This is a genomic window from Streptomyces sp. NPDC057697 (assembly GCF_042799335.1).
Lineage (GTDB): Bacteria > Actinomycetota > Actinomycetes > Streptomycetales > Streptomycetaceae > Streptomyces.
In genome coordinates this window covers 178,480-200,512 of sequence record NZ_JBHVJA010000005.1, presented here as the reverse complement: position 1 = coordinate 200,512, position 22,033 = coordinate 178,480, and the positions used below count along the sequence as shown (strand labels likewise).

Genomic DNA, 22,033 nt, shown 5'->3' with positions numbered 1-22,033 from the left:
GCGCCGCCCGCCCGGAGTGCGGGCCCGGCGGTGTCCGGCGCGCGGTCGCGAGGCGGAGGGCCGCCCCGGCACCGGACGCACCGGGGTGGTCCCGACGACGCGGCGGGCACGCGGCGCCGGGGCACGCGAGCCCGGCTCGATCCGGACGAGGGGCCCTACGCGCGGGGGCGGGCGGCGGGGATCTGCTGGGTGATGCAGTGGACCCCGCCGCCGCCGAACGCGACCACGGGGGCCCGCACCCCGACGACCTTGCGGCCGGGGTGGGCCGACGCGATCACCGCGAGCGCGTCCTCGTCCTGCGGCACCCCGGCAACGGGGACGACGACGCCGCCGTTGGCGACGTAGTAGTTGAGGTACGACACCTCGACCTCGTCACCGGCCACGTCGGCGAAGGCCGTCTGCGGGACGTCGATGATCTCCAGCGGCCGGCCCTGGGCGTCGGTGCTGACCTCCAGCACGGCGCGGTTGGCCCGCATCCGCGCATGGTCGGGGTGGCCGGGGTCCTCGGGAAGGGAGACCACGACCTTGCCGGGTGCCGCGAAGGCACAGACCCCGTCGACGTGTCCGTCCGTCTCGGTGTCGAGCAGCCCGCCGTAGGGAAGCCAGACGACCTTGCGGACACCGAGCCGGGACTTCAGCTCGGCCTCGATGTCGGCCCGGCTCATGCCCGGGTTGCGGTTGGGGTGGAGCAGGCACTGTTCGGTGGTGATCAGGGTGCCCTCTCCGTCGACGGTGATCGCTCCCCCTTCGAGGATCATGTCGGAGTGGACGCGCTCCACCCCGAGGTGCTCCAGCAGCAGGGCGCTGATCCGGTCGTCGGCGTCGTACGGGTGGTGCTTGCCGCCCCAGGCGTTGAAGCGGAAGTCCACCCCGGCGCGGTGGCCGTCGCCGTCGAGGACGAACAGCGGGGCGGAGTCGCGGAACCACGAGTCGTCCAGCGGCAGTTCCACCACGTCGACCTGCGGGCCGCACCAGGTCCGGGCGTCGTCGCCGTGGCCGGGAGGGGCGACCATCGTGACCGGCTCGAAGGCGACGATGGCCCGGGCAACGTTCGCGTACTCCTCCTTGACCTCGTTCAGCACGCCGCCCCACAGATCCGGGCGGGTGGGCCACGCCATCAGGCACCCCTCGTGCTCGGACCACTCGGCAGGCATACGGAATGCAGTCATCACGTCTCATTTCTTCTTGCCAGACGCACTCGTCGGCAGCCGCCGACCGGGCACAAGGCCGGTTCAGGCCACAGGACGAGTACGGGGGGTGTGGGGGAATCTTCCTCTCAACTGAAAATTCAGTCAAGAGACGGGGTGTCCTGAAAATCGCCGCTCGATGATGCGGAGATCAGCTGTCCACGCAGGGCACGGCCCCGCCCTCGTGGTCCGCCGGGCAAGGTCTCCCGGCGGACCACGAGGGCGCGAGGTCTCCACCGGCCCGGCCCGGTGCCGGGGCGGGGCGGGGCGGGGCGCCGGGGCGTGCGCCGGAGCTGCATGCTCCCGCGACGGGCCGGGGCCCGGGGATCAGTGCGTGCCGTCGGCCCGCCGGTCGGCCGGGAGCCGCGGGGTGCGCGGCGGCTCCGCGCGGCGCCGCCCGGTCGCCTCGAAGGCGGCGGCGAGCCGGAGCAGCGCGTTGTCGTCGTAGGCGCGGCCCGCGAAGGTCAGCCCCACGGGCATGCCGGTGTCGGTCATGGTGCCCATCGGCACGGTCACGGTCGGGATACCGAGGTGCCGGGGTACGAGATTGCCGTTCGCGACCCACACGCCGTTGCGCCACCCGAGGTCGGCGGAGGCCTCGTTCACGTCCATGTCGGCCGGGCCGACATCGGCGACCGCGGGGAACACCACGGCCTGGAGGCCCAGTCCGTCCATCCACGCCTCCAGGTCGGTCCTGCGGGTCTCCTCCAGCCCGCACAGCCCCTGCTCCAGATGCGGGATCTCGGTGAGCGAGCCGTACGGGCGCTCGCGCACCAGCCCGGGGTAGTCGGTGATCACGTCGTCGAAGCCGTCGTAGCGGTCCGGCAGTTCGCCTGGGTGCTTGGGCCAGATCCGTTCGCCGTCGACGTCGGCGAGGGACGGGAGCGCGGGGTCGGCGTTGGCGCGCAGGAAGTCGTCCCACGCCCAGGCCGACAGCTCCCGGATCTCGCAGGCGAGGAAGGCGTGGCCGACCAGACCCCTGGTCCGCAGGGACGGCGCTCCGGGACGGTCGGACTCGTAGTTGGTCACCACGGGGGAGTCGACCTCGACGACCTCGGCGCCGGCGGCCTCCAGGTCGCGGCGGGCGGCCTGCCACAGGGCGACGACCGAGGCGCGGGTGTCGATCCGCTGCCCGGTCTGGCCGCCGATGCCGCCGTGGCCGGTCCCGGCCTCGGGGTCGGCGTTGATGTACATCCTGGGCACGCCGACGCGCTTGCCGGTGAGCGTCGCGCGCGCCGCCGCCGCGTCCGCGGGGGCCAGCGCCGGATACGAGGCCGGGCGCACCCGGGACGGCGCGGGAAGCGGCACCCACGGCTGGGTCCGCCACAGGTCACCGCGCGTCTCCGGGTCGTCGGCGACGATGACGTCGAGGAGTTCCAGGAGGTCGGCCATGGTGCGGGTGTGCGGGACCACCACGTCCATGGTCGGCACGAGCGGCCAGTTGCCGCGCACCGAGATCACGCCGCGGCTGGGGGTGTAGGCGCACAGCGCGTTGTTCGACGCGGGCGCCCGGCCCGAGGACCATGTCTCCTCACCGAGGCCGAACGCGCCGAACGAGGCGGCGGTGGCGGTGCCCGAGCCGTTGGAGGAGCCGGAGCCGTAGGCGCTGGTGAGCCAGTCGGCGCTGTACGGGCTTTCGGCGCGGCCGTAGAGGCCGCGCTGCATGCCGCCGTTCGCCATCGGGGGCATGTTGGTCAGACCGATGAGCACGGCCCCCGCGGCGCGCAGCCGCTCGATGGCGAAGGCGTCGCGCTGGGCGACGAGGTGCTCGAACGCGGGCGAACCGGCGGCGGCGGTCAGCCCCTTGGCGAGGTAGCTGTCCTTGGCGGTGTAGGGGATGCCGTCGAGAGGGCCGAGGGTGCGGCCGTCGGCGCGGCGGGCGTCGGATGCCTCGGCGTCCGCGCGGGCGGCGGGATTCATCACGACGAGAGAGTTGAGCGCGGTGGCGGTGCCGGGCCGGTCATAGGCCTCGATCCGGGCGAGGTAGGCGTCGAGCAGGCCGACCGCGGTGGTCTCCCCTTTCTCCAGCGCCGTGCGCAGGTCGGCGATGCCTGTCTCGACGACATCGAATGCGCGTGTCATGCGGGTGCCTCCAAGGTGGTGGGTCGAACGGTGCGGTGCGTGGCGTCCGGCCTCGAAGATGCGGTGCCGGGCCGGGGCACGCCGGTCGAGGCCATGATCTTCGGTCCTTCCTCCGGGAGGCAGCAGAGAGCGACACGGGGTGCGGGCAACCGGGCGGGGCCGTACCGCCGCAGGCGGCGGGAGAGCGAGGACGGCCTCGATCCGGGCCTCTCGGCGGCTGCGTGGCGTGAAACAGCCAGGAGCGATGGGGTCACTGTGGCATTGACTGAAAATTCAGTCAATAGATGAGAGGTGCAGAGACGAGGATCCACGGGCGCGGGGGTCGCGGCATGGAACGGATCCGTTGTTCCCGACGGACTGATGGGCGGAGCGTTCCCGACGAACCGATGGGCGGAGATGCCCGGCAGCACGGCCGTTCCGGTCCGCCCTCCCTCCGGGAGGGGCCAGGGTCTTTCGACCGGACGGGGCCGGATCGGGCATCGGGGCACGCGAGCCCGGACCGATCCGGACGAGAGGCCCTAGAGACGAGAGGCCCTAGATCTGCCCCAGCCGCGCCAGTTCGGCGTCGATGGCACCGCGCATCAGATCGCGGGCGTGCTCGATTCGGATACCGCCGCTCAGCCATCGCATGCTCAGGCCCTCCAGGAGGGCGGTGAGCCGCTCGGCCGCCGCGGCGAGCGAGGAGGCGGACGCCATCGGCTGCACCTGGCCCAGCAGCGCGGCCACGTCCTGCACCCATGTGAGGGTCGCCCTGGCGAGGTCCTCGCGCAGCTCCTCGTCGAAGACGGCGCTGGCCCGCAACTCGCCCCAGGCCGAGCTGTTCTCCCGCACCTCGACGGTGTCCTGGAGCTCCAGGAGGAGGGTGTCGTCGAGTTCCTCGCGGGGGGTGGGCGCGGGGGCGTCCGGGTCGCGACTGGTGGTGTAGCGCTCGGCGCGGTTGTTGATGAACTCAAGCGTCTGGCGCAGGATCCCGGTGCGGTCCTTGAAGTGGTAGTAGATCAGCGCGGTGGACACGCCCGCCTCGGCCGCGAGCTCTTCCACGCGCAGCCCGCGGACCCCGCGCCGGGCAATCACCCGGGCGGCCGCTTCGAGGATCTGAGTACTGCGTGAGGCCATGACGCGAACCCTACCGGGCGCTTTCCGGCGGGGTGTTCGCGGCCCGGAGCAGGACGTCTCCCGGCGGCCAGGAACACCCGGCACGGCCGGACGCGGCCGGACGGCGGCCGGACACACCCACGGATCCGACCGGATCGCCGCCGGACGCGATGAAGGCGTCGCCGCCCTCGGGCTGGACGAACCCCGTGTCGTCTCGCCCCGGATACCAGGAAGACGAGGCGACAGGTCCGGTGGGAGCTCTCGGGGGAACGAGGGGCCATGGGATCGCGTTCACACTTCTAACTAAAACTTCAGTCAATTATGGCACCATGGTCGCGCAGACCATCGGGAGGGATCAAGTGGCGACGGACCGCAGAACGGCAATCCTGGAAGGAGCCGCCCGGCTGATAGCCCGCCGCGGGGTGCGCGGTCTGCGGGTCGAAGAGCTGGCGGCGGAAGCCGGCGTGTCCGCCGCGCTGATCTACTACCACTTCAAGGACCGGGCCGGCATCCTGCTCCGCACCCTGGAGTTCATCAACGACCGGGCGGAACGGTACACCGCCGGGCGCGGTGACCACACCGCGCCCACCCGCCCCCGGGGCGAGCTGGAGCGGTCCCTCCTGCTGGAGCTCCAGGACCTGCCCGAGGTGCGCGAGAACAGCATCGCCTGGGGGGAGCTGCGGGCCAGCGCGGTCTTCGACCCCGTACTCCGGAACGACCTGGCCGAAGCCGGCGCGGCCTGGGCCCGAGAGGTGGCGGAGCTGCTCGGCGCGGCACACCCGGCGGCCCCCGCGACGGCCCGTACCGCGTCCGCCGAACGGCTCACCGCCCTGCTGGAAGGGCTCAGCATGCGCTGGCTGAGCGGCGTCCTGTCGCTGGAGAACGCCCAAAAGCTCATCATGGAGGCGATTGCGGTGGAGGCGGAGCAACTGGACGGCCGCGAGGCGTAGCGACTCCCCCGGGCCCGGCGATCCGGCGCGGGACGCACGCCCGCCACCACGAGGCGAGAAAATTGACTGAAATTCCAGTCAGTGCCACAGTGGGGTCCGGGTTCGTTCGGACTCGTACGCGAGGCCGTCCGCCCCACTCTCTCGTGTCCCCCACCGCGGCCGGATGCCTTCCTGCCGGCCCACGATCGGAGCAGTCCACGGTGACCACGCTTCCCCCCTCCCGCCGTTCCGCCCTGCTCGCCCTCGCCGGAGTCGGCGCGGCCGCGCTCGGCGTCTCGGCCTGCGACCCCGGCGGACCCGCGCGCGAGAGCGGTGCCTCCGGCAGCCCGAGCGAGGACGCCGGAAGCGCCGGCACGCGACGGATGGGGGCCGAGTGGGAGAGTCACACCCGGACCTTCATGTCGTGGCCCGCACTGGACTCGGTCTGGGGAGAGGACCTGCCCTACGTACGGGAGGACATCGCGCGGGTGGCGCGTGCGATCGGGGAGTACGAAGAGGTCGTCCTGATGGCGCGGCCCTCGCAACGGGCCGCGGCCCAGAAGGCGTGCGGTTCCCAGGTCGAGGTCGTCCCGTTGGAGGTCGACGACCTGTGGGCCCGCGACACCGTACCGGTCTTCGTGAAGGACGACGGCAAGGTCACGGGCGTCGACTTCAACTTCAACGGGTGGGGCGACAAGCAGGTCCACGGCAACGACGCCCGCGTCGGCCGCACCCTGCTGCGGAAGTACGCGATCCCCCGCGTCCAGGCGCCGCTGGTCGCCGAGGGAGGATCCTTCGAGTGCGACGGCGAGGGGACCCTGCTGGTCACCGAGAGCTCGATCGTCAACAAGAACCGCAACCCCGGCAAGAGCCGGGACCGGATCGAGGCGGAGCTCAAGCAGACCCTGGGCCTGGAGAAGGTGATCTGGCTGGCCGGGGTGCGCGGCGAGGACATCACCGACGCCCACGTCGACAGCCTCGTGCGGTTCGCCGCACCCGGTGTGGTTCTCCTGGACAAGGCGTTCCCCGGGATGCCCGCCGACTCCTGGTCGCGCTCCTCCGACCAGGCGAGGCACGTGCTCTCCAAGGCCACCGACGCCCGGGGCCGACGGTTCGAGATCATCGACCTGCCGCAGCCCGACCTCGACAGGATCACGGGGCGGGGTGACGACTTCGTGTCGAGCTACGCCAACTTCTACGTCGCCAACGACGCCGTCTTCCTGCCCAGGTTCGGGGACAGGGCGGCCGACGACCGCGCCCGCGGGATCCTCCAGGAGCAGTACCCCGAGCGCGATGTCGTACAGGTCGAGATCGACACCATCGCCTCCGGCGGCGGCGGTATCCACTGCTCGACCCACGACCAGCCCGGCAGACCGGCCGCCTGACGCGACGGTCCGTCGCGGTCACCGCGTCGGGGCTCCGCTCGGGGCGCCGGTCCGCCGGGAGCTCACAGGTCCGGCTCCACCCACTGGTCCAGGAAGTCGTCGGCCAGGCCGACGCCCGGCTCCCGCTGTCCGCCGTGGGCGGCCGGCTCGGCCCGGATGACTTTCCCGCGCGGGCCGTAGCGCGTGCCCCAGCGCTCGGCGTAGTGGGCGAGGAGGAACAGGCCGCGTCCGCCTTCGTCGCCGGCGGCGTCGGCGTCGGCATCGGCATCGGCATCGGCATCGGCATCGGCATGGTGGTGGAGGGCGATGGAACGCGGCGGCGGAATCGGGCTGCGCCGCGCACTGGGCGCGCGAGGCGGCCGGATCGCCGTCCCATTCCTCCTGGAGGCTGCCCTGATGGGCTTCGTCGAAGGAACCGGCGGCCTGGTCGTCGGCTCCCTCACCGTCCAGGGCTTCGCCCTCGCCCAGGGCCGGCAGCCCGCCATCCCGCTCTGCACGGTCGCCACCGGACCTTTGGTGTCCGTACTGGTGGCCGCCATCGCCGGAAGCCACCCGGCCCCGCGCGCGGCCAAGGCATCCTCGATCGACGCCTTGCGTCCGGCCTGACCCCGGGCGCGCCGACGCGCCGGGTGCCGGAGCGCCTCGACGGGCAAGCGGCGCGCGCGGGGCCGATGCCGCCCCTGACGCGCGCCGCCGAGGTTCCGCCCCGGAGACGGGCCGTCGCGGGCCGAGCGCGAGCCCTCGTGATCGCCGTCGCCAACCGGGCCCCTCCGGCGGTACCTTCAGCAGCTCAGCGGGGAGTTCGGGGAAGGGGAGGGGAAGCATGTCGAAGGGCAAGCAGATTTTGCGCGAGCTGGGCAACGCGGTGAGAGAGGGGGCCGTGGAGGGGGCACGTTCCACTTACTGGAGTGCGTACGATCACGGCTTCAACGAGGCGGCAGGGACCTGCCTGGGCGTCCTGTCCGATGCCAGGGAAGAGTTGTTGGCGAGGATGAAGTCCGGAAGCCTGTCCAAGCAGGAACAGACGCTGTACGCGCGGCTGACCGAACTGACCGACGAGATGGACGAACGGCTCCGGGCCGTCTGCCAGGAAGAGCCCGCGGAAGACACCCCACCGCAGCTGTCCGGCGCCCGTCCCCGCCGGTCGGCAGAGCTGCCCCGCCCCCACTGAGAGGAACGGCGCACCGGTCGGACCGCCAAGTCGCCCGTCCCGGGCCGACGTTCCCCGGGCCGTAGGCCGTCGTAGTGGTACAGCCCGATCGGGCGCTACCAGGGCGTCGTCCATGACCTGGCCACGCGGATCACCGGCGCGCCGGGGCAGGTTGTCCTAGCGTGTGCGGCATGAAGACGCTGGTCATCGGTGGCAGCGGGTTCCTGGGGACGGAGCTGCTGCGCCAGGCGCGAGGGCGGGGCGGGCGGACGGATGCCACGTACCGCTCCCGGCCGGGTGCCGCGCGCGTCGGCGCCTGGCACCGGCTCGACGTCCGGGAGCGCGGGCAGGTGGAAGCGCTTCTGGCCACGGTGGCGCCTCGCGTGGTGATCAACGCGACCAGTGGCGGTGCGGACTGGGCGGCCACCGCGGACGGCTCCGTCCACGTCGCCATGGCCGCCGCGAAGTTCGGAATCCGGCTGGTGCACGTCTCCTCCGACGCGGTCTTCTCCGGTCTCGGCAGGGCCCGTTACGACGAGACGTGTACCCCCGACCCGATCACTCCGTACGGGGCCGCGAAGGCCGCCGCCGAGACTGCCGTACGGCTGCTGTGCCCGGACGCGGCCGTCGTCCGCACCTCCTTGATCATCGGCGACGGAGGTTCCGCCCACGAACGGCTGGTGCACGAACTGGCCGCCGACGAACGGGAGGGGGCCCTGTTCACGGACGACATCCGCTGTCCCGTCCATGTCGCCGATCTCGCGGCCGGCTTGTGGAAACTCGCGGACTCGGACGAGACCGGCGTCTTCCACCTCGGCGGCGCCGATGCCCTCAGCCGCTACTCGCTGGGCGTGCTCATCGCCCGCCGCGACGGCATCGCGCCCTCCTTGCTGCCCGCGGGCCGTCGCGCCGACACCCGGCTGCCGGGGCCGCTGGACGTGCGCCTCGACAGCCGGGCCACACGACACCGCCTGGGCATCCGGCTCCGCGGCGCCGGGGAGTTCCTCGGGAAGAGGTGACACCGGCGGACCGCCCAGCAGCGGCCACCGGTCCCCCGCCGCGACCGGCACCGCAGACGGTGGTGGGTGCCGTACCGGGCCGCGCTGTTCCTCCCTTCCGGGAGCGGTGTGTGGCCGTTGCACTCGGGCCATATCCTGTGGCGGGCGCGGAGGCGCCCCATACGAGGTCTTCGGGGGATTGAGTGATCAGGCGGGTAGGGACGGCCGCGGCCGTCGTCGGGGTTCTGTCGGTGTCGGTGGCCGGTTGTGGTGGTCGAACACTGGCTGTGCCGGAGGAGTTCTGCGAGCGGCCGATCGAGAGGGACGCCCTTGAGCCGCTGCTTCCGGAAGGGCGCGTGGCCGAGGCCGAGGAGTCCGCGTCGGGAAGCCACCTGTCCTGCCGGGTGAAGGTGGACAAGGCAGTGGTCCTCACCGATGAGATCGCCTTCGAGGTCAAGCCCCTGCCACCGGAGAGCTGGGTCTCCGCGCCGCGGCGGTACCAGCACGGGCAGAGGCGCGGCCTGGCCGTACCCGGTGCGGCTGTCGTCGGTGACGACGGCGCCGTCGTCGAGATCAACTGCAAGAACGCTTATCCGGCGAAGTACATCCATTTCGACGTCAAGCTGTGGGAGACGAAAGGGCAGCCGTCCTCGGCATCGCAGGGAGATGTGCTGAACTTCTTGGACGACCACGTACCGGCCATGATCGAGCGCCTCCGCTGCGCCGCGGGCTGAGCGGCACGGAACCCGGTGCTCGACGTCCCGGGCCGCACACCGAGTTGACCCGGGAAGCCGCCACGGCCGGGTGGAGCGGCCGTCCTCCGTGCTGCGAAGCGGCGGGGCGACCCGGCAGTGGGGGCGGCCGGTCCATCGGCTCCGACGGCGGGAGCCGCGAGCGCGGCAGGAGCCGCGGGAGCCGCGTACCCGCACGCCTACGACGGCCCGCACTTCGACTGGCCCGACTACAAGCGGGTCCAGGAGACCGACGTCCCACCGACCGGCTGCACGCGATCGCGGACGAGTTGGCCGCGCTCGACGGCCCGGCACCGCGGTAGGAAGCGGCCTCCGGCGAACGGCGGGGCGGCCATGCGCATCGGGAACCCGCCGCCGAGCCCTGCGGGAAGCCGGGCCGGGGCCCTCTGCACGGCGCCGAACCCGCCCCGAACTCGCCCCGGGACGGCCTCGGGTCGGCCTCAGCTCGGCCCCGGATCGTTGCGGAGCCGTCCGGCGGCCGGGCACGGACGCGCCGGGGGCCTGATGTGCGCCGGACGAGAGACCCGACAAACCCTGCCACACCTCATGCAGTTGTCCGCGTCCCCTGGTCGGCCTCGTCCACCAACTCGTCCAGAGCCGCACGCGCGAGAGGAACGAAGCGCCGCCGCATCTCTTCCACGACGAGGCCCGTTTCCGCGGCCGAGGAGCGGTAGCGGTCCTTCTGCTCGTCCGTCAGCGGCCCCCTGCTCAGCTCCATCAGGTACTCGATGGGCGGGTGGATGTGCCGATCCATGGCTTCGGCGTACTCGGCACCAGCCTGCGCCACACGAGCGGGACCTTCGAGCTCAACAGTGGTCGCCGCCTGCCGGGTCACGCGTACGGCGTCGATGGCCGCACCACGCCGCGTGTCATAGCGATGCTGGTCGTAGGGCTCCAGCGTCAGCCGCGCCAGTTGCCAGATGGCCCCCTGCGCTTCATGAGCCGCGTCCATCAAGCCCTGGTAGGCAGCTTGTCGACGATCCCGGTGCCACCTCCGGTGCTCGACCCGCAGTTCACGGAGCGCAGCGCGATCCTGTGCGGCCTCCTGGCGTATCTGCTGCCGTTCCAGAGCCTCATTCTTTCGCCGCTCGATCCGAGCGGTCACGAACGCCGTCAGTCCGCTGCCCAGGAGCGTGCCGACGATCGCGATGGCCGTGGTCATCAAGGTGCTCGTCACAGGGAGACATTGTGGAGCACGGCCGCGCACCCCTGCGGGCGATCAGCGCAAGACCGTGTCCGTTAGGCCGGGAAGGTGCTCGGACGTGCGCGAATGACATCGGCGCCGCCAACGGCAGCCGCTCAGACAGGACTTCGGCGGCGAACCCCCCGAAGGTCACGTACGACAACTTCTCCGACGACGGGAAGCCCGTCATCAACGGCACCGAACAGGCCGGCCACACCGCAGGAGGAGTGGTGGGAACCGTGCACTACGCGGCCGACCTGACCATGAGCGGCGCGCAGGAGGGCACACTCACCGCCGACCTCCACGCCGACCCTGGCTCCGGCGACGGCGACGGCCACGAGCCCAAGCCCGGCGAAGCCGAGCTGGAGGGAACCGCGGTCTCCGCCTCGGCCCCGGCCCCAGCCCCGATCCCGAGGTCGGGGCCGGAGCCGGAGCCGGAGCCCCGGGATCAGAAACCGTTACGGAACTCGCCGGTACCGATCGTCTCCAGTCCGGTCGTCTCCGGCCCGGGTCGTCTTCGATCCGGTCCTCTCCCGTGCCGGCGCTGTCGCTACATCCACGACGACGTCTTGCACCGGCTGCCGTTGCAGATCTGCACCCGCATGCCCAGCAACGGGTCCTGGCCCCTGAAAGCGCTGTTCCACACCTGGTAGCCGCCACAGCTCCTGGTGTACTTGTGCCACGGCCCGTTGTGGACGTACGTGCCCTGGGTGGAGCTGTACTGCCTCGCCTGAATGCGCATCTTGGGCTTCTTGCCGTCCCGGCACGCGGTGTCCTTCACGGACATGCTGACATTCGCGCTGTACTTGCCCGTGGGCTTGACCGTCGCGCTGCCGCAGGCCCCGGTGAAGCAGACGTCCCTGCGCGCCTGCACAGTGACGTCTGCCCGGACGGCGGACGCCTCGGGGGAACGGAACGGCTGTTCCGCCTGTGCGGCGGGGGCCGTGACGGCCAGACCGGCGCCCAGCACCAGGGCGCCGGTCGAAAGAGCGAAGGTCCTTCGGAGGTTCAGCATGCGGGTTCCTCTTCGTGGTGGTGACGGATGCGCACGGCGCGGGGTCGCACCGTGCTGCGCCGGCCCGGCGATCGGCCCGACGACGACCAGTCCAGCCGCCCGTACCGTTGTTCAGCAGGCCTCCCCACCACACCGAACAAACATCGAGCGCCGACCGGCGGGCCGGGACAAGCGCTTGGCGGTGCACGCGGCGGGTTCCTACCGTGGCCATGACACGGGGCAGAGGGACACGAGGGGATCAGTGGAATGGGGCGTCGTGAGACACCACTGGATCCGGCCGAGGGGCCGGTGCAGCGGTTCGCGGACGAGTTGCGCACGCTGCGGCGCGAGGCGGGCGGGCTGACCTACCGGGAGATGGCACGCAGGGCCGACTACTCGGTCACCTCGCTGTCGCAGGCCGCGGCCGGGGAGCAGATGCCGTCGCTGGCGGTCGCTCTGGCCTACGTGGCGGCCTGCGGCGGCGATGCGCGGGAGTGGGAGCGGCGATGGCGCGCGGCCTTCGAGGAGTCGGTGGTCCGCAGCCGCGGGGACGACGACGGGCCGTCGCCGTACCAGGGGCTGGCCCGGTTCGAAACCGGGGACCACGAGCGGTTCTTCGGCCGCTCCACGCTGGTGGAGGACGTACGCGAACTGGTGCTGACGCACCGCTTCGCGGCCGTCTTCGGCCCGTCCGGCAGCGGCAAGTCCTCGCTGCTGCGGGCCGGGCTGATCCCCGCGCTGCGCACCGAGGGCGCCTCCCTGGCGGAGATCCGTGTCCTCACTCCGGGCGAGCATCCGCTGCGCACCCGTGCGAAGGCACTGACGCCGAGGGACGCCGACGGCGACACCGTCCTGGTGGTGGACCAGTTCGAGGAGGTCTTCACGCTGTGCCGGGACACGCGGGAGCGCACCGAGTTCATCGAGGCCCTGCTCGCCGCCCGCCGGCCGGACAGCGGGCTGCGCGTCGTGATCGCCGTACGCGCCGATTTCTACGGCCGCTGTGCCGAGCACCGCGAGCTGGCCGACGCGCTGCGGGAGGCCAACCTGCTGGTGGGGCCGATGAATCGCGCCGAGTTGCGCGAGGTGGTCGTCGGACCGGCGCAAACGGCCGGGCTCATCGTCGAACGCGAGCTGACCGCCCGTCTCGTGGAGGCGGTGGTCGGCGAGCCCGGCGGCTTACCACTGCTCTCCCACGCCCTGCGCGAGACCTGGCGCCGTCGCCGGGGCCGTGCGCTGACGGTGGAGGCGTACGAGGCGGCGGGCGGCGTTCACGGCGCGATCGCCAAGACCGCCGAGGAGATCTACACGGGGTTGTCCGCCGACGAAGCGGAGCTGGCCCGGCTGGTGCTGCTGCGGTTGATCACCCCCGGCGAGGGCTCCGCGGACACCCGCCGCCCCGTCGACCGTACGGAGCTGGACTTCGCCCCGGCCGACGAGGTGGCTCCGGTCCTCGGCCGTCTGGCGCGGGCGCGGCTGCTCACTCTCGACGACCACACGGTCGACCTCGCCCACGAGGCCCTCATCACGTCCTGGCCCCGTCTGCGCGCCTGGGTCGAGGAGACCCGCGACCGCCTGCGCACCCATCGCCGTCTGACGGAAGCGGCCGACGCTTGGGAGGCCCTGGCCCGTGATCCCGGGGCCCTCTACCGGGGCACGCGCCTGGCCATGGCGGAGGAACACCTCTCCGAGGAGCCACTGACCTCCGTGGAGCAGGCCTTCCTGACCGCCGGCCGGACCACCCGCAGGCGTGAACTGCGCCGCCGCCGCACCCTGCTGACCGCCTTCGCCACCCTCCTCGCGCTCGCTCTCGTGGCGGGCGTCACCGCCTGGCAGCAGTCCCGCACCAGTGACCGCCGCCACCGGGAGTCCGAGGCACGCCGGATCGCGGCGGTGGCCGACAGCATGCGCGCCACCGACCCGGTCATGGCGGCCCGGCTGAGCGTCGTGTCCTGGCGGCTCGCCCACACCGCGGAGACACGCTCGGCCGTGTTGTCCGCGCTCAACCGCCGGGAACGGGACGTCTTCACCGTCCCGGAACGCGACGACCGCCTCGCCGTCCGCCGTCTCACCGGCGACGGACGGACCCTGGTGTCGGCCTCCCACGACCACGTCCGCGTCTGGGACCTGCGCACCCACCGGCTCACGCACACCTATCCGGGGCCCGGCGGGAGGCTGTCCGGCCCCGACGACGACGTGATCAGCCCGGACGGCAGAACGCTGGCGCTGAGCCGGGAAGACTCCGTGACGTTGTGGGACGTCCGCACCGGACGGCCGACGGGCCGCCTGCGCGCGGAGGTGCCGACGACCGTCGCCTTCAGCGGCGACGGGCGCAGTCTCCTGGTCCGGACCGCGACCGAGGTGCGGGTCTGGGACGTAGCACGTCACCGGCTGCGGCTGCGCGTCCCGGTGGTGGACGAAGGAGAAGTGGCGTCGGAAGCCGTCATCAGCGGGGACGGACGCCGGGTGGCGATCTGCGGCGCCCGGCATTCGCTGCGGATCTGGAACGTCTCCCGCCGGGCCGCCCTGCCCCTGCCCCGGGCGGCCGAGTACGGGCGGCACTTCTGCTCCCGGACCGGGCTGACCCTGTCGCCGGACGGCACCGCCATCGCGCTCGGGTCCCCCACCGAAGTCCTCGTCCGGGACATCGCCTCGGGGCGGGAACTCGCCAGGCTGGACACGAAGGGGGCGGCCGACCTGCGGTTCAGCCGGGACGGCCGGTTCGTCGCCGCGATCGACGAGGAGGGGCAGGTCCTCCTGTGGCGTCTCGCTTCCCCGGATGCCGCCCCCGTGTTCCGCCACACCCTGGTCAACGAGACGGCCGACCAGTTCGAAGTGGACTTCGCCTCGGCCGAGATCCGTTACCTCGACAGCTCGGGCACGGCCGTCCGGTCCCTGGCGCTGGGCCCGGCGACCGGCTCCGGCTGGCGTCGGCAGACCGTGGACGACGCCCTGCTCTCCCGGGACGGCCGGATGTCGGCCGCCCTGAGCGCCCCGGCGGACGGCAAGGGCGACACGGGTGTCCGCCTGTGGGACACCCGGACCGGCAAGTCCTTCCTGACCCTGCCGGACAAGCCGTGCCCCGTCGAGGCCGCCGGCCCCGAGCCGGCGGCCGACGCCCCTCTGGAGCCGCGCGCCGACAACGAGACGGCCGCGGTCGGGGACGAGGGACCGCAAGCGGCACCGGAACGCCTGGACTGCCTCAACCTGATGGCGCTGAGCGCCGACGGCCGCTCCTTCGCGTACGCCCGGAGCGGAACCCTCCCGGACACACCTTCCGGACAGCCCGTCACCGTCTGGGACACGTCGACACACCGCAGGCGCGCAAGCATCACCGTCCGCCCCGACCCGGACGGAACGACCGGCGTCGACGGACTGGCGCTGAGCCCCGACGGCCGCACGCTGTACGTGTCCCGGACCACCACACGGCAGGTCGTGGAGGTCTGGGACCTGCCGCGCGGGAAACTCCTCCGGACACTGGACGACGTTCCCGCGGGGGGCATGGCCGTCCGCGACGACCAGCGACTGCTCGTCACCGCGCGGGACCAGGTGACCGACCTCCGTACCGGAAATACGCGTTACCGCGCACTCGGCGACGGCACGGCCGACGTGCTGGCCTTCAGCCCGGACGGGGCGTACTTCGCGGCGGGCAACGCCCTGGGTCATGTCACCGTGTGGGACGGCGACGTGCGCGATCGCGTCGGTGCGACCGGTACGGGACCCGGCGAGTCCGTCACCGCGCTCGTCTTCTCGCCGGACGGCGCCACACTGGCGGTGGCCGGCAGCGGGGGCACCGTCCGGCTCTGGGACGTGGCCTCCAGCCGCCCCCTCGGCTCCGCCTTCCCGACCCCCGGCGACCTTCCCCTCGCCCTCGCCTTCGACCGGGACGGCACCACACTGCACGCGGCGGGCGCGCACGTCCGTTTCCAGACGTACGGCATCGCTCCCGCCCGGGTGGCTCGGCAGGTCTGCACCCGTACCGGCTCCGGGCTCTCCCGCGCGCGGTGGAAGGCGTACCTGCCCGACATCCCCTACCGCAGGACCTGCTGATCCCGACCGGGCGTTCCAGGGCGCGGACGGAGTGGCGCGGCTCGGTCACCGGGGCCGGATCAGCGGCACAGCGCCGTGTCGACGGCGGCCTCCACCCGCTGGGAGGCCGCACCCGTGGGGGCGGTGGTCACCGCGATACCGGCGGCGCGTCCGTCCTCCGTGACGCCTCCTCGTGTCCGGTATCCCAGGGCGGTTCCGCCGTGGCCCCAGTAGACGCCGCCGCACGAGAGCGGCGTGCTGGTCAGGCCCAGTCCGTAGCGGACGCCGGGGCCGCGTTCCTCTGCGGGGACGGTGGTGCGCATCTGGGCGAGCTGGGCCGGGGGCAGGAGTCTGCCGCCGAGGAGGGCGGTGTAGAAGCGGTTGAGGTCGCTGTTGGTGGAAACCAGAGCACCCGCGGACCAGCCCATGGACATGTCCATCGTGGTGTAGTCGATCAGAGGTCCGTCGGCCTCCTCCCGTTCGTAGCCCTTGGGGTGGGGCTCGTGGAGGGTCGTCTCTCCGGGGGCGGGGAAGTAGGTGTGGCGCAGTCCGATGCGGTCGATGACGCGCCGCTCGATCTCCTCGCCCACGGGGCGGCCGGTGACCTTCTGGATGATCAGACCCGCGACCAGGTAGTTCGTGTTGCTGTACTCCCACTTCGCGCCCGGGGAGAAGTGGGCCTTCTGGGCCAGTGCGCCGTCGAGCAGGTCGCGCGGCTCGAAGTACCGGTACCGGACGGCGGGGAAGTCCGCGAAGACAGGGGATTCCATGTATTCGGGCAGTCCGCTGGTGTGCTGGAGGAGTTGGCGGACGGTGATGTGACGCCCGTCGATCCCCTCACCCCGCAACAGGCCCGGCAGATACGTGTCGACGGGACCGTCCAGAACGACCTTCTTCTCGGCGACCAGCTGCAACACCACCACGGCCGTGAACGCCTTGGTGTTGCTGCCCGCCCGCACCTGCCCGTCCTCCGGCACCCTCGCCCCGGTCCTGAGATCACCGACACCCGCCGTGTAGTGACGCATCCGCCCCCCGCGATCCTCGACACTGGCCAGCGCAGCAGGCATCCCGTCACCGAACACCAAGGCGTTCAGGCTCTTTTGAACAGCATCCGGCCGGGCGGCGGAAGCCACGGGCGGGAACAGTGCACCGGCAGTCACGACAGCACCGGTGAACACCGTCACGGCCAACAACGCCTTGCGCCGGCCACCCCGCGAAAGGGCGGGACGGAACCTCGACGATACGCGTGCGCGCATGGAACAACTCCTGTGGTGAAGGTGAAGGGCGATCGAAGAGTGAGTCGCCGCGGGTCTCGGTGGTGACGGTGGCGGATTCCGCCCCCGGGGGCCGGACACGGGCGCTTGCAGGATTCGGAGCGGTGTCGGGCGGGCCGTCGCTCCGGTGACCTGGCGACGCTCGTGAGCACGGGCCCGCCGGGGGCAGCGGCCGCCGCCCCCACGAGCGGGAGCGGCGACCGGTACCGTCGAGCGCCGGAGGCGACAGGGTTCCCGCCCGTCGGCGCCGACCCGCCGTCACCGGATGTCTGCGACCGTGGGGCGGGGGCGGCGGTTCTCCGGTGGGAGGGGTGAGGCGGTCAGCGGCACAGGGTCGTTTCGACGGCGGTCCGCGCGTGCTGTGCGGCGGTGTCGGTGGGGATGGCGGTCAGTGCGATGTTGACCGCACGGCCGCCCTCCGTGACACCTCCCAGGGTGATGTATCCCGGAATGGTGCCGCCATGGCCCCAGTACGAGCCGCCGCACGGCAACGGCGTGCTGGCCAGGCCCAGTCCATAACGGACACCCGGGCCGAACGCCTCCGCGGGAACGGTGGTGCGCATCTGGGCGAGCTGGGCCGGAGGCAGCAGTTTGCCACCGAGGAGGGCGGTGTAGAAGCGGTTGAGGTCGCTGTTGGTGGAGATCACCGCACCCGCGGCCCAGCCCCAGGACGGGTCGAGTTCGGTGATCTCGCGCCAGGGAGAGTCGGCCGAGTCTCGGTGGTAGCCCTTGGGGTGGGGCTCGCGGATGGTCATGTCTCCGGGCGTGGGGAAGTAGGTGTGGCGCAGTCCGATGCGGTCGACGACGCGCCGGTTGATCTCCTCGCCCAGCGGGCGGCCGGTGACCTTCTGGATGATCAGACCCGCGACCAGGTAGTTCGTGTTGCTGTACTCCCACTTCGCGCCCGGGGAGAAGTGGGCCTTCTGCTTCAGGGCGCCGTCGAGGAGCTCGCGCGGCTCGTAGTACCTCTGCGGATCCCCGAGGATCGCGCGCTGGTCCACGTAATCGGGCAGGCCGCTGGTGTGCTGGAGGAGTTGACGGACGGTGATGTGACGCCCGTCGATCCCCTCACCCCGCAACAGGCCCGGAAGATACGTGTCGACGGGACCGTCCAGAACGACCTTCTTCTCGGCGACCAGCTGCAACACCACCACGGCCGTGAACGCCTTGGTGTTGCTGCCCGCCCGCACCTGCCCGTCCACGGGCACCTTCGCCCCGGTCCCGAGGTCACCGACACCCGCGGCATAACTACGCATCCGGCCCCCGCGATCCCCGACACTGGCCAACGCGGCGGGCATCCCGTCCTCGGACACCAAGGCGTTCAAGCTCTTCTGAACAGCATCCGGCCTGGCAGCCGAAGCCACGGGCGGAAACAACGCACCCGTAGTCATGACAGCACCGGTGAGCACCGTCACAGCCAGCAAAACCTTACGCCGGCCACCCCGCGAAAGGGCGGGACGGAACCTCGACGATACGCGTGCGCGCATGGAACAACTCCTGTCAGTAGGGAAAATCAGCGGGGGAACAGCGTCAGTGGGTCAGGAAGAGGTGGTCGTGTGGGGGCGGGCCTGCCGGTGGCTCGGCCCGGTCCCGTGATGGTCGCGGCGCACGAGGGAACGGCCCTCCTCCCGTGCCCCCGCCCGAAGGCGGGGGCGTGGGAGAGGCGGGATCCGGTTCCGTCACACGATGCGAGGAGACCTTCGGCGGCGCAGCAGCCGGCGGGCGGGCAGCATGACGGCTGCCATGCCCGACACGAACACCGTGCCGAGAATCGCCGCGCAGACCGAGGGGGACACCGACAGCGCGGACAGACCGGTCACCGCGCCGCCGAAGGCCAGCAGTGTCACCGCCGCGACCAGGGAGCCGACGGCGGCCCCCGTACCGAGCACGAAACAGGTCTCCAGCCGCAGCATCGCCAGGACCTGGCCGCGGGTCGCGCCGATCAGCCGGAGCAGAGCCAGTTCACGACGGCGGGACGCGGTGGCGACGGCCAGGGTGGTCACCACGCCGATCAGGGTGAACAGCGAGATCGCCGCGACGGCGAACAGCCCCGGCAGTCCCTGCTGGCGGGCCTTCTCGGTGAGGGCCGCGCTGTACTGTCCGGCGGACGTGGCATGCGTCCCGGGGAAGCGGTCGAGCACCGGTCGCAGGTCGGCTTCCCCCTTCACCAGGAGGTAGTCGTCGTGGCCCGCGTCGGTGACGTGGGGGGTGACCACGTCGTGCGGCAGCAGGACGTCCCCGAAGCCTTGGCCGCGGCCGTAGACGGCCACCACCTCGGGCCGGATCAGGGTGCCGTCGCCGAGCCAGAGGGACACGGTCGTGCCGACCTCGTCCGCGCCGACGACGTTCGTGCTGAGCGCGACCGTGTTCTTGCCGCGCAGGTCCTTCAGCGAGCCCGCCTTCACGCCCGGGTCCAGGTTCGACAGCGCGCCCTTCACCCCTTGGGTGGGCAGGGACTGGAGCTGGTCCGCGACCGACATCACCACGGTGGTGCGCTTCACCGCGGTCACGGTCCCGGGCCCGGCCGTCTCCTTCACCGCCTGGTACATGGCCCGGGGCACGCCTGGCCCGTCGGAGACGAGGACGTGGTCCGCGCGCAGACCCGCGGCCGCCTGTGTCCGGGTGGCGTTGACCGCGGTGGTCTGTACGAACAGCTGGCTGGCGCCGAAGGAGAGCGCGAGCGCGATCGGTGTGATGACCGACGCGAGTCGCACGGCCGCGGCGGTGGCCGTGTCGGTGGCAAGCCGCCCCGGGACCGGGAACAGCAGACGCATGACGGGGCTGAGCACAACGATTCCCGCTCGGGCTATCCAGGGGCCCAGCAGGGCCGTGGCCCAGATGAGGGAGAGCACGAGTCCGCCCATGGCCGCGGTCGCCACCTGCCCGCCGAACGCGAACGCGGTGGCGGCCGAGCTGAGACCGACGGCCAGGAACACCAGTCCGGTGACCATGCGCCAGCGCGGCAGCCGAGTCGGCTCGGTGGAGGTCTCGCTCACGGCCTTGGCCGGCCGGATCCGGGAGACGCGTCGTGCCGCGAGCCAGGCGGAACCGACTGCGGTGAGGACCGTGAGCACCAGGGCGCCGACGACGGGCAACGGTCCCAGCACGAGCCCCAGCGCCGGGGGCAGGACGCCCTGCTCGGCCATGAAGCGGTGCAGCTGAGTGCCGAGCCCCAGCGAGAGCAGACCGCCCAGGAGCGACGCCGGTACCGCGACCTTGAGCGTCTCGCGGACGATCACCCGGCGGACCTGCCGGGGGGTGGCACCGATGGCGCGCAGGACGGCGAGCTCGCGGGTGCGGTCCCGTACGGACACGTCCAGGAGGCCCGTCAGGATCAGCATCACCACCAGGAGGGCGACACCGCCGATCGACGCGCACACGCCGATCAGGTCGAGTCGTGCCGCCGCCACCTCGGGGTTCTCGACGTCGCCGCGGTCCGCGCCGGTCGAGACGACGAGGCCGGGGGCCGCCGCCCGCAGCGACTGGACGGACGTCCCCTTCGTACCGAGCACGACCAGCGCGTCCGCGTGCCGGGAGTGGCCGCTGAGGACCTGTGCCGTGCGCTGGCCGAACCAGACGTCGTGGCCCGCGGCGGACCGGTCGGCCACCAGGCCGCTGACCCGGTAGGACTCCGGCGCCCCGCCGCCGGCCTGGAGACGGATGGTGTCCCCGACGGCCCTGCCGCTGCCGGAGTCCACCGCGACTTCGTGTGCTGCCTGCGGAGCCCGGCCGGCGCGCAACTCGACGGCGGTGAGCGCGGTCGCGTCCCAGCCGCGGCCGGTCCGCTCGGCCCCGTCGGCGGTGACCACCGGCAGCGAGACGTCCGCGATCACCTGTGTGACTCCCGGCACCGTCCGCGCCCGGTCCGCCACCGATACCGGCACCCGGGCCCGTTCCACCAGCGGCCTGGGATCGGCCTGGTCGGAACTCTCGCGCCGGACGTCTTCCACGCGCTGGCTCGCGGCGACGACGGCCACGGCGCGCTCATAGCGGTCGGTCGCTCCGTGCGCCCGTAGCGCGGACTCCAACAGGACCCCGAACGCGCCCGTCAACGCGGCCGCGCACAGCAGTGCCGCCGCCACTCCGGCGGCTATTCCGCGCCTCACAGGGTCCCCCAATGGGCCAGGACGGCTGCGGCGGAGGGCGTCGTGAGTTCGTCCACGATCCTGCCCCCGCTCAGGAAGACGACGCTGTCGGCCCAGGCGGCCGCCGCCGGGTCGTGGGTGACCAGCACGACCGTCTGCCCCATCTGGTCGACCGCGTCACGCAGCAGTTTCAGCACGTGCTCGGCCGACCTCGGATCGAGCGCGGCCGTCGGCTCGTCCGCGAAGACGATCTCGGGACGGGTGACGAGCGCCCGGGCGACCGCCACGCGCTGCTGCTGGCCGCCGGACAGCCGTGCCGGAAGCCGGTCCAGGTGGCCGGCCATCCCCACCCGGTGGACCACTTCGTCCAGCCAGTGCTTGTCCACCTGGCGGCCGCCGAGAGACAGCGGGAGTGTGATGTTGCGCTCGACGTCCATCGAGGGCATGAGGTTGTAGCCCTGGAAGACGAACCCGATCCGTTCGCGGCGCAGCCGGGTCAGCTCCGTCTCACGGAGCCCGCCCATGTCCAGGTCACCGAGGCGTACCGTTCCGCTGCTGGGCCGGTCGAGGCCGGAGGCGCAGTGCAGGAAGGTGCTCTTGCCCGATCCGGACGGGCCCATGATCGCGGTGAGACTGCCCTTGCGGAACCCCCAGTTGACCCGGTCCAGAGCGGTTACCTTGCCGTAGGACTGGGAGACCTCTTCCAGAGACACGGCGAACGGCGTGGCCCGGCTCGTCGTCATCGGTTGCATGGTGGGTCCTTCGGTTCCCTCGTCGGTCAGAACGAGTACCGAACGTAATCGCGCAAACCGAGCGGGCGGCAGCAGTCCCGCTCCCGAACCGGGGGTGTAGCGGGCTCCACCTGCCAGGTGGAGCGCACACCTGTGACAAGG

General features: G+C 72.2%; 15 protein-coding genes and 1 pseudogene. 7 read left to right on the top strand and 9 right to left on the bottom strand.

Translation table 11 applies throughout. From position 1 onward, the window contains the following. Positions 1–155: 155 nt before the first annotated feature. The 3 genes from ACFVFH_RS16400 to ACFVFH_RS16390 form a co-directional block, all read right to left on the bottom strand. On the bottom strand, positions 156–1,169 hold the full coding sequence (locus ACFVFH_RS16400) for an agmatine/peptidylarginine deiminase (RefSeq protein WP_383768437.1): 1,014 nt from the start codon (positions 1,167–1,169) through the stop codon (positions 156–158). 345 nt (positions 1,170–1,514) lie between these two features. After that, entirely contained in the window at positions 1,515–3,269 is a 1,755-nt protein-coding gene (locus tag ACFVFH_RS16395) for an amidase (RefSeq protein ID WP_383768434.1), read from the bottom strand. Positions 3,270–3,803: 534 nt separating this feature from the next. Continuing rightward, positions 3,804–4,385, bottom strand: coding sequence for a TetR/AcrR family transcriptional regulator (locus ACFVFH_RS16390; RefSeq protein WP_383768431.1), 582 nt, complete (start codon positions 4,383–4,385; stop codon positions 3,804–3,806). 308 nt (positions 4,386–4,693) lie between these two features. Between ACFVFH_RS16390 and ACFVFH_RS16385 the strand changes: the two genes are divergently transcribed. The 6 genes and pseudogenes from ACFVFH_RS16385 to ACFVFH_RS16360 all read left to right on the top strand — a co-directional run bounded on the left by ACFVFH_RS16385 (position 4,694) and on the right by ACFVFH_RS16360 (position 9,560). After that, complete coding sequence (locus tag ACFVFH_RS16385; protein WP_383768428.1) at positions 4,694–5,314, top strand: TetR/AcrR family transcriptional regulator; 621 nt, start codon at positions 4,694–4,696, stop codon at positions 5,312–5,314. Positions 5,315–5,514: 200 nt separating this feature from the next. Next, the gene (locus ACFVFH_RS16380) at positions 5,515–6,678 is read left to right on the top strand and encodes an agmatine/peptidylarginine deiminase (protein ID WP_383768425.1); all 1,164 of its coding nucleotides are present in this window, start codon (positions 5,515–5,517) and stop codon (positions 6,676–6,678) included. Positions 6,679–6,972: 294 nt separating this feature from the next. Beyond that, positions 6,973–7,284: pseudogene (locus ACFVFH_RS16375) on the top strand (ABC transporter permease); the annotation flags it as partial. A 217-nt stretch (positions 7,285–7,501) separates the two neighbouring features. Beyond that, on the top strand, positions 7,502–7,849 hold the full coding sequence (locus ACFVFH_RS16370) for a hypothetical protein (RefSeq protein ID WP_383768423.1): 348 nt from the start codon (positions 7,502–7,504) through the stop codon (positions 7,847–7,849). 170 nt (positions 7,850–8,019) lie between these two features. Then, positions 8,020–8,847: an SDR family oxidoreductase gene (locus ACFVFH_RS16365; protein ID WP_383768420.1), complete on the top strand. Its 828-nt coding sequence runs from the start codon at positions 8,020–8,022 to the stop codon at positions 8,845–8,847. A 182-nt stretch (positions 8,848–9,029) separates the two neighbouring features. Then, positions 9,030–9,560 (top strand): hypothetical protein, encoded by a 531-nt coding sequence (locus ACFVFH_RS16360; RefSeq protein WP_383768417.1) that lies wholly within the window; start codon positions 9,030–9,032, stop codon positions 9,558–9,560. Positions 9,561–10,122: 562 nt separating this feature from the next. Here ACFVFH_RS16360 and ACFVFH_RS16355 read toward each other — a convergent pair. After that, positions 10,123–10,755 carry a hypothetical protein gene (locus ACFVFH_RS16355; protein ID WP_383768415.1) on the bottom strand — a complete coding sequence of 211 codons (633 nt, stop codon included), beginning with the start codon at positions 10,753–10,755 and terminating at the stop codon, positions 10,123–10,125. A gap of 556 nt (positions 10,756–11,311) precedes the next feature. After that, positions 11,312–11,776, bottom strand: coding sequence for a hypothetical protein (locus tag ACFVFH_RS16350; RefSeq protein ID WP_383768412.1), 465 nt, complete (start codon positions 11,774–11,776; stop codon positions 11,312–11,314). Between the two features lie 246 nt (positions 11,777–12,022). Here ACFVFH_RS16350 and ACFVFH_RS16345 point away from each other — a divergent pair, with 246 nt between their 5' ends. Next, positions 12,023–15,802, top strand: a complete 3,780-nt coding sequence (locus tag ACFVFH_RS16345; RefSeq protein ID WP_383768409.1) for a helix-turn-helix domain-containing protein — start codon at positions 12,023–12,025, stop codon at positions 15,800–15,802. A 59-nt stretch (positions 15,803–15,861) separates the two neighbouring features. On the opposite strand, the gene ACFVFH_RS16340 is transcribed toward ACFVFH_RS16345, so the two are convergent. The 4 genes from ACFVFH_RS16340 to ACFVFH_RS16325 form a co-directional block, all read right to left on the bottom strand. Next, a complete protein-coding gene (locus ACFVFH_RS16340) occupies positions 15,862–17,037 on the bottom strand; it encodes a serine hydrolase domain-containing protein (RefSeq protein WP_383768406.1) in 1,176 nt (391 codons plus the stop codon). Positions 17,038–17,375: 338 nt separating this feature from the next. After that, the gene (locus ACFVFH_RS16335) at positions 17,376–18,542 is read right to left on the bottom strand and encodes a serine hydrolase domain-containing protein (RefSeq protein ID WP_383768404.1); all 1,167 of its coding nucleotides are present in this window, start codon (positions 18,540–18,542) and stop codon (positions 17,376–17,378) included. A gap of 192 nt (positions 18,543–18,734) precedes the next feature. Further along, positions 18,735–21,161 (bottom strand): FtsX-like permease family protein, encoded by a 2,427-nt coding sequence (locus ACFVFH_RS16330; protein ID WP_383768402.1) that lies wholly within the window; start codon positions 21,159–21,161, stop codon positions 18,735–18,737. After that, positions 21,158–21,892 (bottom strand): ABC transporter ATP-binding protein, encoded by a 735-nt coding sequence (locus ACFVFH_RS16325; protein WP_383768399.1) that lies wholly within the window; start codon positions 21,890–21,892, stop codon positions 21,158–21,160. Before ACFVFH_RS16325 ends, ACFVFH_RS16330 begins: the two co-directional genes overlap by 4 nt. Positions 21,893–22,033 lie beyond the last annotated feature (141 nt).